Source organism: Mariniradius sediminis, from assembly GCF_021491425.1.
GTDB lineage: Bacteria > Bacteroidota > Bacteroidia > Cytophagales > Cyclobacteriaceae > Mariniradius > Mariniradius saccharolyticus.
Map to the genome: position 1 here is coordinate 227274 of NZ_JAKEVZ010000003.1, position 16176 is coordinate 243449.

The window sequence follows — 16176 nt, forward strand, 5'->3', positions numbered from 1 at the left end:
CTAAGTTATAAACTTAGACAGGAAAATAAATTTACTTTTACCCTCAAATTGCCTCCAATGAAGCTCTCATATTTCGTAAAAGACCTACCGCTGAAGCACACGTTTACCATTGCCCACCAAAGCCGTGATGTACAAGATACTGTCATTGTGAAACTGGAAGACGGGGACTTTTTTGGATTGGGGGAGACCACCACCAATCCTTTCTATGGTATGACCGCTGAGAATATCACCGCGCGCCTCGATGCGAGTAGGGGTATGGTAGAGAATAGAGCCTGGCAAAGCCCCGAACAGCTTTGGGAAATGGGGCAGAGTACTTTTGAAGGCAATCCCTTTGCCCAATGCGCTTTGGATATGGCCGCGTGGGATCTGTTTACTAAGAAGCAGGGCAAAAAGTTATATGAGTACCTTCGACTTGACCCCTCTAGGATTCCTGTTACCAATTTCACCATCGGGATCGATACGGTCGAGAAAATGGTGGCCAAAATGAAGGAAGTGGACTGGCCGTTATACAAGATCAAGCTGGGGACAGACCATGATTTGGAGATCATTCGAGAACTGAGAAAACACACCGACGCTGTATTTCGAATCGATGCCAACTGTGCCTGGACTGCGGAACAGGCAATCCGAAATTCGGAAGAACTAGTCAAATTGGGTGTGGAGTTTATGGAACAGCCCCTCGCCAAGGACGATTTGGAAGGAATGAAAGAGGTCTATCGATACTCAAAGCTCCCGGTGATGGCCGACGAAAGCTGTATTGTAGAATCGGACGTCGCCAAATGCCAAGGACTATTTCATGGCATCAATATCAAATTGGTCAAAGCGGGGGGCTTAACGCCCGCCCTCAGGATGATCCAAATTGCCAAAAGCTTGGGAATGAAAACGATGGTGGGCTGCATGACAGAGTCATCGGTTGGGATCAGTGCGATTGCCCATATTGCTCCGTTGTTGGATTACGTCGATATGGACGGGGCAATGTTGCTGGCTAATGATATCGCTTCGGGCGTAAGTATCAGTCCTGACAAAGTCACTTTCCCTGAAAGGAACGGAATCGGTGCTGTTTTGCTATTTTGAAATCAAACCCAATCACTTTCCTGCCTAGGTTTCTTTGAATCAAGTGGTGAAGTTTTGACCCTGGGGCACGTTTTTATTTGAGTTCCTTTTCGAGCAATGCCAAGATCCTGTTTGCCTCCTCGATTGTTGCATTGACGAGCGAGGCGGCAGATTGGGTGATTTCTGTCAACCTCTCCGCTTCGGCGGCGGTTTGTACAAGACCCTGAAAATCGAGGTTCAATCCAACACCCTTGAGTGCGTGGCCTGTTTGTTTCACACCCTTGAGATCACCTTGGTCAAAATGGCTATGCAGTGCTGATTTGAGTTTTGAAATGTTGGAGATACTGACTTCCACCAATTCCCGGAAAAACTCCGGATCGGTTTTTTTATACTCGTCAAATTTTGAGGAAATGGCTTGGCTTTGTTCCTCTATGGGCTGGGATCCGAGGTATTTTTCGATCATGCCGGCAATATCCGACACCAAAACAGGCTTGCTCAGATAATCGTCCATTCCTGCCTCGATACAGCGGTCATATTCCCCTTTGACAGTACCGGCGGTCAGCGCCACGATCGGTGTATGGCGGTCTTTTTCTATAACCCTGATTTGTTTAGTCGCCTCGTAGCCGCTCACCTCAGGCATTTGGATATCCATGAAGATGATATCTGGAACGTCCCTTTTGTATTGGGCAACAGCTTCTGCACCATTGTAAGCTTCAGAGATTTCGCTGGAAGGAAGGAGTTTTTTGACAATGGACTTCGCCAGTAGCATATTGACTGGGTTGTCGTCTACCAACAGTACTTTGTAGGCGCCTTTAGAGGCCGGCGTTTCTTTTTCTTCTCGTTCCAGGATGATAGCCTGTGCAACTTCCAAAGATGGTTCCTCTATCTGCTCAGCAAACGGCAATTCCAAAGTGAAAAAGAAAGTACTTCCTTGTCCAACTTCAGTCTCAAGTTCCAGCTTGCTTTTCATCAATTCGAGCAATTTGCTGCAGATTGTGAGTCCGAGCCCAGTGCCTCCATATTTTCGGGTAGTTGAAGTGTCTTCCTGAGCAAAAGCCTCGAAGATTGTTTGTTGTTTTTCCTTGGAAATGCCGATACCGGTATCTTTTACCGAGAAAATCAACGCTTTTCGACTTGGGCTGGATCGCTGGGAGTCAACAGATATATCCAAGCCAATCATGCCACTGTGGGTGAATTTTCCGGCATTGCTCAAAAGATTGATGAGAATTTGTTTGATCCTCGTGAGGTCTCCTTGGACAAATTTGGGGACTTCGGCATCGACGTTCAGTTTGAGTTGAAGCTTCTTCTCATCTGCTACGGGCTGTATGATTTTCAGCGTTTCTGCAGCCACATCCCTGACGTTGATCCAATCTTGGCTGAGTTCAAGTTTGCCAGCCTCGATCTTTGAGAAATCTAGGATGTCGTTGATCAAGCCGAGCAGGAGGTTGCCAGACTGGATGATCGATTTGAGGTATCCTTTTTGGTTATCCTCCAAGTTTGTTTTCATCAACAGGTCCGAGAAACCAATCACACCATTTAGTGGGGTTCTGATTTCGTGGCTCATGTTGGCCAAAAATTCTGATTTTGCAATACTTGCCTCCTTCGCTTGCTCCATGGAATAGATCAGGTTCTTTTCCAGGTTTTTGCGTTCAATCGCATTGGAGATGGAGTCGGCAAAGGAGATGAGCAATGCAGTTTCGGCATCGCTCCAATGCCTTTCATTGGTGCAGTCATCAAATCCTACAAATCCCCAAAAATGGTCTTCCACATAAATTGGGATTAGAAGTATCGAAAGAATATCCTGACTTTGCAAAAGTTCTTTCAACTCTGGGTCTTCGTCCATTTGCGACACGATGCCGTGAAAGGAGTTGTTTTGCAGGAAGTTGCCCACAACTTTTTCACCAAACATCCCTATCGGCAGGTCGCTCAGGTTCGGGTTGTTAATCTCAGGTGGAACACCGAGGGCACTCCATTCGAACCTTTGTGAACTTAGAATGTTGCCGTTTTCTTCGATCCGGTTTTCGAATAGGTATGCTCTATCAGCACCTGCACCGTCGCCAATAAGTGTGACCGCTTTTTGTGTTGCAATTTCAAAATCCTGGTTGGAAAGAAGTTCCTTGGTCGCAAAAGCGATTGAAGTAAGCATTTTTTCCTTGCGCAGAAGTTCCATGTTGACGTTCTGCATTTTTTCCTCATTGGCCTTAATGAGGACTTCTGTGGCCTTTTGTTCGGAGATATCCCTTATAATCAGATACTGGAAATTGTCTCCATCGGGATGTTCACCGTTTATTGTTCGGAGATAAACGACGTATGACTTTTCGGAGATCTTGTCCTCGATTTCGATGGTGGCTTTGGTTCCATTTACCAAGTCCGACAGGTCATCCTGGAACTTTGCCAAATCAGACTTATTGGAGGGGCTTTGGATACCTGTGTCCTGGAAGAATTTTTTTGCTGTCAGATTGAGGGCAACCACATCACCCACGCGGTCGAAAATGATGATCCCGTCGGAGATATTCTCAAAAATTGTCTTGAACGCGATAGGATTAGTTCTGAACAGACGATACTTGTAAAGTGCCCAAAACAATACAATTGCGCTAACTGCCAAAAAGAAAGGAACTGGATCGAGCCCAAAGGGATAATTTCCAAATACTACGAGAATATAGGCCAGCCAAGGAATCAAAGTGCCAAAAAGCATGATCAATACCTGACCTTTGTAAAGGTCGGGGACCGAAAAAAGCATCCTGACCAACAGGATATTGGCAGCTATGATGAGGAGTGAGTTGTATGAGGCATAGAGCCAGTGGAATATTCCTTTCTCCAACTCCACGGCCAAAAAGTAGCCGTTGTTCTGAGCCGAGACACTCCCATAAAACAGTCCATGCGATTCGTTTGTCAATACCATTGCCAAGAAAAAGGCAGAACAAGCAAAAAGAAGCCGCTCGAGAAATTTGTTGATGAGTTGCGTTTGGTCAGAGTACCTAAGTACAAATAGGAATAGAAATGGTGCGACAAATACCCCACCGATGAATTCCAAGTAATAGAATAGCCTAATAGTTTCCGCATTGACACCCAGGAGCTCAACGGCATAAAAAAACGAATAAAGGAAACAGCTGAGCATCAGCAGCGTAAAATACCGATCGTCTAACTTGAAGTCCTTCGAAAACGAAATTCTCAAAAGAAACAGAAAAACGAGCGCAGTGAAAAATATCGGTATTGCAAAAGGATTAAAGTAAAACTGAAGGTTCATAGAAGGCGGTTCCTAGGGATTCAATGCTAGTTTCTGGGTAAGTTCGATTAAGCAAAGTAAAAATAAAATATTTATGTACGGAATAAAAAATTTTATTGGGGTAAATTATTAAAAATCAAAATACTATCTCCGTCTTAGGCTGTTTTGGAAGACTGACAAACGCATATTGTTTCGTTTATTTGCTTAGATCGCTAGGTGAAAATCCTACAACCGCGTCAATCGATTCACATCTATTTTTCTCATAGTAGTGAGTGTACGATTCCCATACAAATTTTGGCCCACTGATTCTTAGTTTTCTCTGTCAAAAAGTCTCGAATTGTGGGGTTATTCGCTGAAAAGCAGACAAAAATTCCGAAAAATTTGCTTGGTTGGAATTTTGCCGATAGGTGTCAAAACGAGACTAAGAGAAAAACCAAAACCAACTAACAACATGGACTTCAATCAATTTACAGTAAAATCCCAAGAGGCGATCCAAAAAGCCGCAGAATTGGCGATGGCCCAACAGCAACAGGCCATCGAGCCCGCCCATTTGCTGAAAGGGATATTCTCTGAGGATGAAAACGTGATCGGGTTTATTTTCAAAAAACTCGGGGTCAACAAGGCCTTCGTCGAACAAAAGACGGACGAAATCATCAAGAGCTACCCAAAAGTGACAGGGCAGCAGCCTTACCTTTCCAATTCGGCAAACCAAGTTCTTTCCAAAGCCAAAGACTACCTGAAGACATTTGGAGATGAGTTCGTCGCCATTGAGCATTTGTTTTTAGCCTTTTTGGCGGGGTCGGATAAGATTTCGCAACTGTTGAAAGATCAGGGGATTTCTGAAAAGCCGCTGACCGAAGCTATCAAAGAACTTAGAAAAGGAAACAAAGTGACAGATCAAAACGCAGAATCCAAATACAGAGCCTTGGAGAAATATTCCAAGAACCTGAATGAGCTGGCCAAGAAAGGGAAAATTGACCCCGTTATTGGCCGTGATGAAGAAATCAGGCGGGTCTTGCAGATCCTGGCCAGAAGAACCAAAAACAACCCCATCCTTTTGGGTGAGCCGGGTGTCGGTAAGACTGCCATCGTGGAAGGACTTGCCCAAAGAATCGTAAGCGGTGATGTACCCGAAAACCTCAAATCCAAGACGCTTATCTCTTTGGATATGGGTTTGCTTGTTGCCGGTGCTAAGTACAAAGGGGAGTTTGAGGAAAGGTTGAAAGCCGTGATCAAAGAAGTGACCGATTCGGATGGAGAAATTATCCTCTTCATCGACGAGATCCATACGCTGATCGGTGCCGGCGGAGGCGGCGAAGGAGCTATGGACGCTGCCAACCTGCTTAAGCCTGCATTGGCTCGCGGGGAATTGCACGCGATCGGCGCCACTACATTGAAGGAGTATCAAAAGTACATTGAGAAAGACAAAGCCCTTGAGCGAAGGTTCCAAGCCGTCATGGTCGATGAGCCTGATGCTGCGGATGCCATTTCGATACTCAGGGGTATTAAGGACAAATATGAGCTGCACCACGGTGTGCGAATCAAGGATGATGCCGTCATCGCAGCTGTTGAACTTTCCCAACGGTATATATCCGACCGTTTTCTTCCAGACAAAGCCATCGACTTGATGGACGAGGCTGCTGCCAAGCTTCGGATGGAAATCGACTCACTTCCTCAGGAATTGGACGAATTGAACCGTCGCATCATGCAGCTTGAAATCGAGCGGGAAGCTATCCGCAGGGAAAATAACAAAGACAAGGAAGCTGTCCTGAGCAAAGAAATTGCGGAACTTTCCGAGAAAAGACAAAGTGTAAAAGCCAAGTGGGAAAGCGAGAAAGCCGTGATCACCGGAATCAGAACAGAGAAAGAACACATTGACAAGCTGAAACTCGAAGCCGAGCAGGCCGAGCGTGCCGGGGATTTTGGCAAAGTCGCCGAAATCCGATACGGAAAGATGGTCGAAGCCGAGAAAAAGCTTGAAGGCTACAAGGCCCAATTGGAAGAAATGCAGCAAGGCTCACCGCTACTAAAAGAAGAAGTGGACAATGAGGACATCGCCTCAGTAGTTTCCAAATGGACCGGAATCCCACTTTCCAAAATGATCCAAAGCGAGCGTGAAAAACTGCTTCACTTGGAAGATGAGTTGGGAAAAAGAGTGGCTGGTCAAAGGGAAGCAATTGCGGCGCTTTCTGATGCGGTTCGCAGAAGCAGGGCAGGATTGCAGGATCCCAGAAGGCCAATTGGATCATTTATCTTCATGGGTACGACCGGAGTCGGTAAGACTGAGCTTGCAAAGGCCCTGGCCGAATATCTCTTCAACGACGATAATGCCATGGTCAGGATCGATATGTCCGAATACCAGGAAAGACATGCCGTCAGTAGATTGGTGGGAGCGCCTCCCGGATACGTGGGATACGATGAGGGCGGGCAGTTGACCGAAGCGGTCAGGAGGAAGCCTTATTCTGTGGTGCTTTTGGATGAAATCGAAAAAGCCCACCCTGATGTCTTCAACATCCTTTTGCAGGTATTGGATGATGGACGGCTTACCGACAACAAGGGTCGCGTTGCCAATTTCAAAAACACGATCATCATCCTCACGACCAATATCGGTTCACATCTTATCCAAGAGCGGTTTGCCGAAATGGAAGAATGGAACAAGGAAGAGATCATGGAAAAGACAAAAACAGAAGTCTATGAACTGCTCAAAAAATCCGTGAGACCTGAGTTTCTCAACCGAATCGATGAAACCATCATGTTTGAGCCACTCAACCAAAAAGTGATCCGTCAAATCGTCGATATCCAATGGAAGGAAATCCAAAAACGGCTTGCCGAGTCCAATATTGAGATTGAAGCAACCCAGGAGGTTCTGGATTACCTGGGAAGAGTTGGCTTCGATCCGACATTTGGAGCGCGTCCGCTGAAACGCACCATCCAACGACTCATTCTCAACGAGCTATCCAAGCAAATCTTGGCAGGCTACATCAAAAACGACTCAGCGGTTTTGGTCGAGTTGGATGCAGACAATCAGGTCTATTTCCGAAATGTAGAGGCGGTGGAGGTCTAACACAGCGTGGCGATTAAGATCGAAATCCCGGGAGATAGCTCTCGGGATTTTTTTATTTCACTCAAAGGTGTCAAACCAAATCCTTCATCGTCACCAAGGGCACATCATTCCGTGCCAAGTTGACCAAAGGCTTTATTGGTTCGGCGTATTCGAACCCATTCTCAGTCAGGGGCCAAAGCAGAGGGGCCAAATTTTGTACGGCAGCTTTGCAGCCCTGGACGATCGCCGCCATTTTTCCTGTTTGCTTGGATAGCTTGGCCTCGTTCTCGATTTCAAAAGGCCCCGAAAAGCCCTTTTCATGCAGCGTTTGGACAAACGCCCTCCAATCCATGCTGTCCCCGAGACCAAATCCTGGGAGTGTCGCCTCGTAGTGGTGGCGATCCCAAGGGTTGGTGCTAACAGGGATTCCAGCTTTTTTCGCCCAGTCTTCCCGTACCCGCTGCATCGGGTACATATTTCCCCAAAAAGGATCCGATATGTTTCTGGTAGACTTGACATGGATGCGCTTCAGGCGCGTCATATCTGTGTGTCGGATGACTTCGATCGGGTCGGTATTTTGCCAAATGTCGTGGGAAGGGTCATAGATTTCCCCATGGTTTGGACTGGGGACCAGTTCGTACATGATCTTTCTGGCTGCCAATACACCTGGTAGATTATTAAAGGTCGTCGTATACCCAGACGAGCGCCATCCTTCCATTGGGCAGTTTTCGTACAATATACTCACGCCGAGGTCCTCGGCGTATTTGATGATGGGGGCAAATACCTTTCGGAATTCTTCAAGGTTTTTTTCAAAGCCATTTTCTTGGATTCCCAGTTCATGGTTATAGCCCACGAAGGTGCCCACTTTGACATCATTTTCATCGCCACCGAGTAAGTATGCCATTCGGATGAGGCGCAAAAGATGGTTTTGGTTTTTCACCCGCTGCGCCGGGTCTCCCCCTATGAGGTTTTCAAAAGCGCCGATCGACAAGCGTAATCCTGCACTATTGAATTTTTCCACAATTCGCTTGGCATCATCCGGTCCAAATACCTCATAATCGAGATGGGTGGCCACAAAATCATCCCTTGTCCCATCCCGTCTAAACACGCACAGATCCAGTCCCTGCACGCCAATTTCTTTGGCCTTTGAAATGGTTTGATCCAAATTGAGTTGGTCAAAAGCGGAAGTCATGATCCAGATTTGGTTGTGCATAGCGGTGAAATTTGATTGGTCGAAAGATAGAAATCCATCCAATTTTTAAAAAGCTATTCGGCAAAACCTACCAGCCATTCGTCAAAAGCACCAAACAATCAGGCCGATATTTGATTATTTTTACGGCAAATTCGTAACCATTCATGAAGACTTTCAAAAACATTTATCTGGGATTAGCTGCCGCATCGTTTGCGGCATTGGTTTCCTGCGCCGAAAAGGAAGAAAATACCCAAGTTGTAGCCCCAGATCCATTTGCTGTCCAAACAGAGAAATTCAAGCTCAAAATTGATACGCTTTACACCGAGTTTATCAACCCCTGGGGAATGACATGGCTACCTGACGGCACCATGCTCGTTACAGAGAGAAAAGGAGAAATCCTCGTTTTCAAGGATGACAAATTCACGGGAACCAAGCTCAGTGGAGTGCCTGCCGTCAGCGAGGTCAACCAAGCAGGTCTTTTGGATATTGCGGTTCACCCAAAATATGCCGAAAATGGCTGGATTTACCTTTCCTATGCCAGAAAGGCGGATAAGGGTGAAGTCTTGGTGATCTCCAGAGCCAAACTTTCCGGCAGCGCGCTCACAGACCTGCAGGAGATTTTTGTCTGCAATCCAGAGTGGGAGGGAGGAAGACACTTCGGTTCGAGGATCGTTTTTGACAACGATGGATACCTCTACTTTTCCAACGGTGACAAAGGCTCCCGTCCGATGAACGCCCAAGAACTTAACAATGACCACGGCAAAATCCACCGAATCCACGACGATGGGCGTATCCCGGCTGACAATCCATTCGTCAATACACCCGGCGCTTCTCCTTCAATCTGGACTTATGGCAACAGAAACCCACAAGGCATGATCTATGACAAGGCCAACAACCGTATATGGGCCGTCGAGCATGGTCCCAAAGGAGGGGATGAGTTGAATTTGATCGAAAAAGGAAAAAACTATGGTTGGCCGGTGATTTCATATGGGATCAATTATGACGGCTCAATTTTGACGGAATTGACAGAAAAAGAAGGTATGGAACAGCCGGTGACATATTGGGTTCCTTCGATCGCCACCTGCGGGATGGCATTGGTGACTTCCGATGTATATCCCGAGTGGAAAGGCAATATCCTCGTGGCAGGTCTTGCCGGAATGCAGATCGCCCGCGTGGAATTGGAGGGTACGAAGTATAAATCCCAAGAAACCCTGCTCAAGGATATCGGACGGGTACGCCAAGTGTCCGAAAGTCCAGACGGGTACATTTATGCCATCACGGAGGCGACCAGTCTTTTGGTCAAGTTGGTGCCGCAGCGATAAAATCCCATTGTACGTCTAAGCCCGATCGATTTGGTCGGGCTTTTTTTTCATGTTTTGTGTTTTTGTCCCGATCAGAAGGGGTCTAAGTATTTTTTGGGAAAGGTAGATTGGGCTATGCTCAAGGTTTAAAGGATCGGTCGGATTTTGTTAGATTTGCTCCTGTAATTTGTGCCTTATGCTGCAATCACTCCGAATTTCCAACTATGCCCTGATTCAGTCCCTAGAGATGCAACCCAATAGTGCGCTCAATACAATTACAGGAGAAACAGGAGCCGGGAAATCGATCATGCTTGGGGCTGTGGGTTTGCTTTTAGGAAATCGGGCTGATACGAAGGCCTTGCTCGACGAGGATAAAAAATGCGTGGTAGAGGGGAGTTTCCAAATCGGCACCTACGGTTTGGAAGATTTTTTCAAAGCGAATGACCTGGATTTTGAGTCGGAATGCATTATCAGAAGGGAGATTAGCCCCAATGGAAAGTCGCGGGCTTTTGTCAACGATACGCCCGTCGGACTTGATATACTTCGGGAATTGGGGCTCTTTCTGATGGATATCCATTCTCAGCACGACAATCTCCGACTGGGCGATGGAGCTTATCAATTGGGTTTGGTGGATTTTTTTACCCAAAGCAAAACAGAGTTTGAAGCCTATCAGGAAGCTTTCGGGATCTATCAAAAAACCGCAAAAGCCTTAGAAAAGCTCACGCATGAAGCGGCTGAGATGAAGAAGGAAGCCGACTTCAATAAGTTTCAACTGGAGGAATTGTCCTCGATCCAGCTACAAGCTGGGGAACAGCAGAATCTGGAATCCGATCAGGAACTCTTGGAAAATGCCGAGGAGATCAAATCCAAAATCCAGGAGATCTTGGGTCAACTTCAAGACGATCAGTTTGGAGCACTGCGATTGCTTTCCATGGCGAATCAGGGCCTACAGCAACTGACGCGCTATGCTCACAAGTTCCAAGCATATTCCGAGCGGTTCCAAAGTATGGTAATCGAACTGAAGGACATCGCCGCAAGCTTGGAGGATGAGGATGCGGGACTGGAGGTGGATTTTGAGAAATTGGAAATCATCCGTCAGCGCTTGAGCAATATCTATCATTTGCAGCAAAAGCATGGTTTGGATTCCGTAGAAAAGTTGATTGAACTTGAAAAGGAATTGGCCGACAAGGTATTCCAAGTCGAAAATCTGGACGAATCCCTGGAGAAGCTTAGGATTGAAAAAACCAAGGCCGAGAAAGAAATGCTTGTACAAGCAAAAGCCCTAACTGAAAAGCGCAAGTCGGGATTCAGTCCATTTGCGAGCCAACTCCAAAGGCTCCTGCAGCAATTGGGGATGGAAGATGCCCGGGTGGAATTTATCCATCAGGAAATTGCTCCTTCAAAAAACGGAGTAGATCAGATCGAGATACTTTTCTCCGCCAACAAAGGAATTAAACCCCAAGCACTCAAGCAGGTCGCATCGGGAGGGGAGTTTTCGAGGTTGATTTTTGCCATCAAATACATCATGGCTGACAAGATGGCCCTACCGACCCTGATTTTTGATGAGATTGATACAGGTGTTTCCGGTGAGGTTGCGCTGCAATTGGTCAGGATGATGAAGGAAATCTCCAAAAAGCACCAGGTGATTTGCATCAGCCATTTGCCACAGGTCGCTGCCAAAGGCGATCAGCATTACTTTGTGTACAAAGACAATAGCTCAGATAAAACCATCAGTAAAATACGACTTTTGGGCAAGGAAGAAAGGATCACCGAAATCGCCAAAATGATCGCCGGGGCCAATCCATCGGCAAGCGCATTTGAAAGTGCCAAGGAATTGCTGGCCAACTAAAATCGGCCAAACAAGCTGGGCGGTAACGAAACGCCCTCGCGGATAGCAAGCCCATTTCTTAATTTTTTGATTAATTTTGGGCTTTGACAATTCAACCAACCAAAAAAGACATATGGCTGAGAATCTATTGAAAGGGAAACTGGGCATCATCACGGGTGCATTGGACGAAAACTCCATTGCCTGGAAGGCGGCATTGAAAGCCCACGAGCAAGGCGCAAAGTTTGTGTTGACAAATGCGCCAATTGCCATGCGCATGGGTGCGATCAAGGAACTGGCGGACCATTGCAAGACGATCGTAATTCCCGCTGATGCTACTTCCTTGGAAGATATCGAAAAGCTGTATTCAGAATCGAAAGAATACCTTGGAGGTAACTTTGACTTTTTGCTCCACTCTATCGGGATGTCCCCCAATATCCGAAAAGGCCGTTCCTATGGAGACCTGAATTACGACTGGATGAATAAGTCTTATGACGTGTCAGCCATTTCCTTCCATAAGATGATGCACGTAGCTGAGAAAATGGATGTCCTCAACGAGTGGAGTTCCATCGTTGGTCTTTCCTACATCGCTGCACAAAGGGTTTATCCATTTTATACTGACATGGCGGATGCCAAGGCGCTTTTGGAAAGCATCGCGCGTGGCTATGGCTACCGACTTGGAAAGATGAAAAAAGTCCGTGTCAATACCATTTCCCAATCTCCGACAAAAACAACGGCTGGAACAGGGATCGGTGGATTTGATGCGTTTTTCAATTTTGCGGATAAAATGTCCCCACTTGGCAATGCCTCCGCAGAAGCATGCGCGGACTATATCATCACGCTGTTTTCAGACCTTACAAGATTTGTTACCATGCAAAACCTCTTCCATGATGGCGGTTATTCCACGACAGGGATTTCGGAGGAATTGATGGAGCAGTTCAAGGATTTGTGAAATAACGGATTTGCGGTGACCACAAATCACCGTCATCCTTCATTTAGGGCTTCGGCCCTTTCTTTTTTGCCTAAAGATTGCTGAATACCACATTTTCCAAAACCAATCCATAGGGTGGGGCTTGGATCGCGATAGGGCCGTTTTCAGTTCCTAAAAGTGCCTTTTCAAATTCCACCAAAGAGAGCTTCCCCATACCCAAGTCTACCAATGCCCCCACCATGATCCTGATTTGGTAGCGGAGAAATCCTTTCCCTTTAAATCCAATCGTATAGTTTTCTTCGGGGACGTAGCCAATTCCAGCATGAGGGTGCTTGGAGAATGAAGTTTCCAGAATCGTCCTCACATAGTTGTCCGTAATCTTATCCACGGAACAAAACCTGCGAAAGTCATGCATTCCCTTCAATAAAGCGAGGCCTTCCTGCATTAACTCAATATCCGGGTTGCCAGCAAAGTAACTGAGATATCCCCCTGCGAACGGATGGAATTTTTCCCCGAATGCTAAGTTGTACCGGTACTCTTTCCATGCCACGTCGTGGATGATATTGAAGTCCTTCCCAACTTCCCGCACTTCCAACAATCGGATATCTGTGGGCAAATACTGGTTGACCTTATAGCAGATAGTGCCTATCTCAATCGGTACTGGAGAAAACAACTCAAATGCAGCCCGATTCGCCGAAACTCCTGCATCTGTTCTGCTGGCTCCGAGTATCTTGAATCGCTCCTCGCCCAAAGAATGACGGAATGTTCGCTCCAAAGTCCCTTGGATGGTGCGGACACCTTCCTGTTTTTGCCAGCCAGCGTAGCGCAAGCCGAGGTATTGGACATGGAAGAGGTAGGTATACCAATTGCTTTGCATATCGATTTGGTTGAAAAAAAAGAATCCTGTCAAGGAACGCTTGGCAGGACTCGAATTTCGGTGAAATTGTTATCAGAGGTTTGCAGCCAGCCAATCCCCAACCTCAGAGGTTTTATAAGCTTTTCCTCCTTCAGCGATATCTTCTGTCACAATCCCTGCAGCCAAGGATTTGTTGACCACATCGGTGATGGCCTGCGCTTCTGCCTTGAGTCCGAAAGCATAGTCAAACATCATCGCTGCGGAAAGCACCGTAGCCAATGGATTTGCGATGTCCTTGCCAGCAGCCTGTGGATAGGAGCCGTGGATAGGTTCAAAGAGCTTGTTGTCCGTGCCCACCGAAGCCGAAGGCATCAATCCCATTGATCCAGAAATGACTGAGGCTTCGTCGGTCAGGATATCGCCAAACAGGTTTTCCGTAATCAACACGTCATAAGCCTTTGGCCATTGGATCAGCCGCATGGCTACGGCATCCACAAACTCGTATTCGACCTTTACATCTGGATACTCTGGGGCAAGTTCCTGGACCGTTTCCCTCCAAAGTCTGGAAGTAGCCAATACGTTTGCTTTATCTACACAGGTCAAGAGTTTTCTCCTTCTCTGCGCGGCTTCGAATCCCATCCTTGCGAGGCGTGTGATTTCCTCTTTGGTATATACATTGGTATCAAAAGCCTTGGTGCCTTGTTCATTTCTACCCCTTGGTTCACCGAAATAAATACCTCCAGTCAATTCCCTGAAGAAAACAAAATCCACCCCTTCGACACGCTCCAGTTTCAACGGAGACTTATGAATGAGCGAAGGAAACGTAAAAGTAGGCCTGACGTTGGCAAAAAGTCCAAGCTTCTGCCGCATTCTCAGAAGGCCTTGTTCTGGTCTCACTTTGGCTTTGGGGTTGTTATCGTATTTCGGATCGCCGATGGCGCCGAAAAGCACCGCATCAGCCCTGAGGCACACTTCATGGGTACTTTCAGGATAAGGATCACCCACCAAATCAATGGCTGTCGCTCCTACCGGGGCCTCTTCGAAGTGAATTGTGTGCCCAAATTTGGCTCCAACTGCTTTGACTACCTTTGCTGCTTGTGCGATTACCTCCGGACCGATACCGTCACCTGGTAACAGCGCTATATTCATTTCCATAAAAACTGTTGTTGTCTTGTTCAATTATTTCTGGCCTCGCTTTGAAAGGCCCAGATTTTCCTTTGTCGAGTTGTTCGATGATGTTGAGCATTTTTTCGGTGGCCTTCAGGGCCGCCACCGTTTGGTCACTGTCCAAGCCTTTGGTCTTGAAAATCCGTCCATAGTCCCAGGTGATGACTGTTTCCACGAAGGCATCGGTTTTTCCACCCGGTGGAATGGTCACGTGGTAGTTTGTTAATATCGGAAGTTCCCGGTCGAGAGATTTATAGATCTTCTTCAGGGCTTTCATAAATGCATCATACTGTCCATCGCCTGATGAACCCTCCTCGTAGCTTTGCCCATCGATATTCATCTTGAGTTGAACGGTTGGCCTTAGTCCTTTGGAATGGCTCAGGTTATATCCTTCGATATAGATGTTATGGGTAATGGAGTTGTTTTGCAACACATCGGAAATGATGTAAGGCAAGTCTTCCGTGGTAACCCGCTCTTTTTTATCCCCCAACTCAATGATCTTTTGGGTCACCTTAGCGAGCTCTTCGGGTTCAAGTGAGATCCCGAGTTCTTGGAGATTTTTGAGGATATTGGCTTTGCCTGAGGTTTTCCCCAAGGCATATTTCCGTTGTCTGCCAAACCGCTCGGGCATCAGGTCGTTGAAATACAGGTTTTTCTTATTGTCCCCGTCCGCATGGATGCCAGCGGTTTGGGTAAAGACATTTTCACCAACTACAGGCTTGTTGGCTGGGATATGCTGTCCCGAAAACTGTTCGACCAACTTGCTGACGCGGTAGATCTTGTTTTCCTTCACCCCGATTCGGAAATCCGTGAAATCCTTCAATACGGCGATGACTGACTCCAATGGTGCGTTTCCGGCCCTTTCTCCTAAGCCATTCACAGTCGTGTGGATGCCTCCAATGCCGTTGTAGATTGCTTCCAACACATTGGCGACTGACAAATCGTAGTCATTGTGTGCATGGAAGTCAAAATGGGTATCTGGGAATTCGGAGGTGATCAGCTTCACGAAATGTGCCACCTCACGGGGATTCAGAAGCCCCAAGGTATCCGGCAGCATAATCCTGCGGACACGTAATTGTGCCAGCATCTCGATCAGATTCATGGTGTATTCGAGGGAATTGCGCATGCCATTGGACCAGTCTTCGAGATAGACATTGACACTTAGTCCCTTGGACCGGGCATAGGCCACGCATTTTTGGATATCCGCAAAATGTTGTTCTTGGGTTTTCCGCAATTGGTGGATGAGGTGGTTGAGCGAGCCTTTTGTCAAAAGATTCAATACACGTCCTCCTGCCTCCACAATCCAATCGACAGAAGCTGGCGTGTCCACAAAACCCAACACTTCGACTTTTTCCAAATAGCCTTTCTCTGACGCCCACTGGGTGATGCGCTTCACGCCTTCCATTTCTCCCTCGGAAACCCGAGCCGATGCCACCTCAATGCGGTCCACCTTTAGCTCGTCCAGCAGGAGCTTTGCAATTTGAAGCTTTTCCAAAGGCATAAAGGAAACCCCCGAGGTCTGTTCTCCATCCCTCAGGGTCGTGTCCATGATTTCTATTTTCCTATGGTTGCCCATTAGATCGGT

The 16176-nt window shown here is 46.9% G+C and carries 10 protein-coding genes; 5 read left to right on the plus strand and 5 right to left on the minus strand.

Annotated elements, in window-relative coordinates; translation table 11 throughout:
• Positions 1-57 precede the first annotated feature (57 nt).
• Complete coding sequence (locus L0U89_RS05510) at positions 58-1071, plus strand: dipeptide epimerase (RefSeq protein WP_234860615.1); 1014 nt, start codon at positions 58-60, stop codon at positions 1069-1071.
• Positions 1072-1144: 73 nt separating this feature from the next.
• Here L0U89_RS05510 and L0U89_RS05515 read toward each other — a convergent pair whose 3' ends face one another.
• Positions 1145-4297 carry a histidine kinase N-terminal 7TM domain-containing protein gene (locus L0U89_RS05515; RefSeq protein ID WP_234860616.1) on the minus strand — a complete coding sequence of 1051 codons (3153 nt, stop codon included), beginning with the start codon at positions 4295-4297 and terminating at the stop codon, positions 1145-1147.
• Positions 4298-4727: 430 nt separating this feature from the next.
• Here L0U89_RS05515 and clpB point away from each other — a divergent pair, with 430 nt between their 5' ends.
• Entirely contained in the window at positions 4728-7340 is a 2613-nt protein-coding gene (gene clpB, locus L0U89_RS05520; protein ID WP_234860617.1) for an ATP-dependent chaperone ClpB, read from the plus strand.
• A gap of 70 nt (positions 7341-7410) precedes the next feature.
• Here clpB and L0U89_RS05525 read toward each other — a convergent pair whose 3' ends face one another.
• Positions 7411-8532 (minus strand): sugar phosphate isomerase/epimerase family protein, encoded by a 1122-nt coding sequence (locus L0U89_RS05525; RefSeq protein WP_234860618.1) that lies wholly within the window; start codon positions 8530-8532, stop codon positions 7411-7413.
• A 143-nt stretch (positions 8533-8675) separates the two neighbouring features.
• On the opposite strand from L0U89_RS05525, the gene L0U89_RS05530 reads away from it, so the two are divergent.
• The 3 genes from L0U89_RS05530 to L0U89_RS05540 all read left to right on the plus strand — a co-directional run bounded on the left by L0U89_RS05530 (position 8676) and on the right by L0U89_RS05540 (position 12589).
• Complete coding sequence (locus tag L0U89_RS05530) at positions 8676-9833, plus strand: PQQ-dependent sugar dehydrogenase (protein ID WP_234860619.1); 1158 nt, start codon at positions 8676-8678, stop codon at positions 9831-9833.
• Between the two features lie 175 nt (positions 9834-10008).
• Positions 10009-11661, plus strand: coding sequence for a DNA repair protein RecN (recN, locus tag L0U89_RS05535; RefSeq protein WP_234860620.1), 1653 nt, complete (start codon positions 10009-10011; stop codon positions 11659-11661).
• A 112-nt stretch (positions 11662-11773) separates the two neighbouring features.
• Positions 11774-12589 (plus strand): enoyl-ACP reductase FabI, encoded by an 816-nt coding sequence (locus tag L0U89_RS05540; protein WP_234860621.1) that lies wholly within the window; start codon positions 11774-11776, stop codon positions 12587-12589.
• Positions 12590-12659: 70 nt separating this feature from the next.
• On the opposite strand, the gene truA is transcribed toward L0U89_RS05540, so the two are convergent.
• The 3 genes from truA to L0U89_RS05555 all read right to left on the minus strand — a co-directional run bounded on the left by truA (position 12660) and on the right by L0U89_RS05555 (position 16167).
• On the minus strand, positions 12660-13445 hold the full coding sequence (gene truA, locus L0U89_RS05545) for a tRNA pseudouridine(38-40) synthase TruA (RefSeq protein WP_234860622.1): 786 nt from the start codon (positions 13443-13445) through the stop codon (positions 12660-12662).
• 72 nt (positions 13446-13517) lie between these two features.
• Complete coding sequence (gene leuB / locus L0U89_RS05550; RefSeq protein ID WP_234860623.1) at positions 13518-14579, minus strand: 3-isopropylmalate dehydrogenase; 1062 nt, start codon at positions 14577-14579, stop codon at positions 13518-13520.
• Positions 14548-16167: a hydroxymethylglutaryl-CoA lyase-like TIM-barrel protein gene (locus tag L0U89_RS05555; protein WP_008624353.1), complete on the minus strand. Its 1620-nt coding sequence runs from the start codon at positions 16165-16167 to the stop codon at positions 14548-14550. The genes leuB and L0U89_RS05555 overlap by 32 nt, the downstream gene beginning before the upstream one ends.
• Positions 16168-16176: the final 9 nt, after the last annotated feature.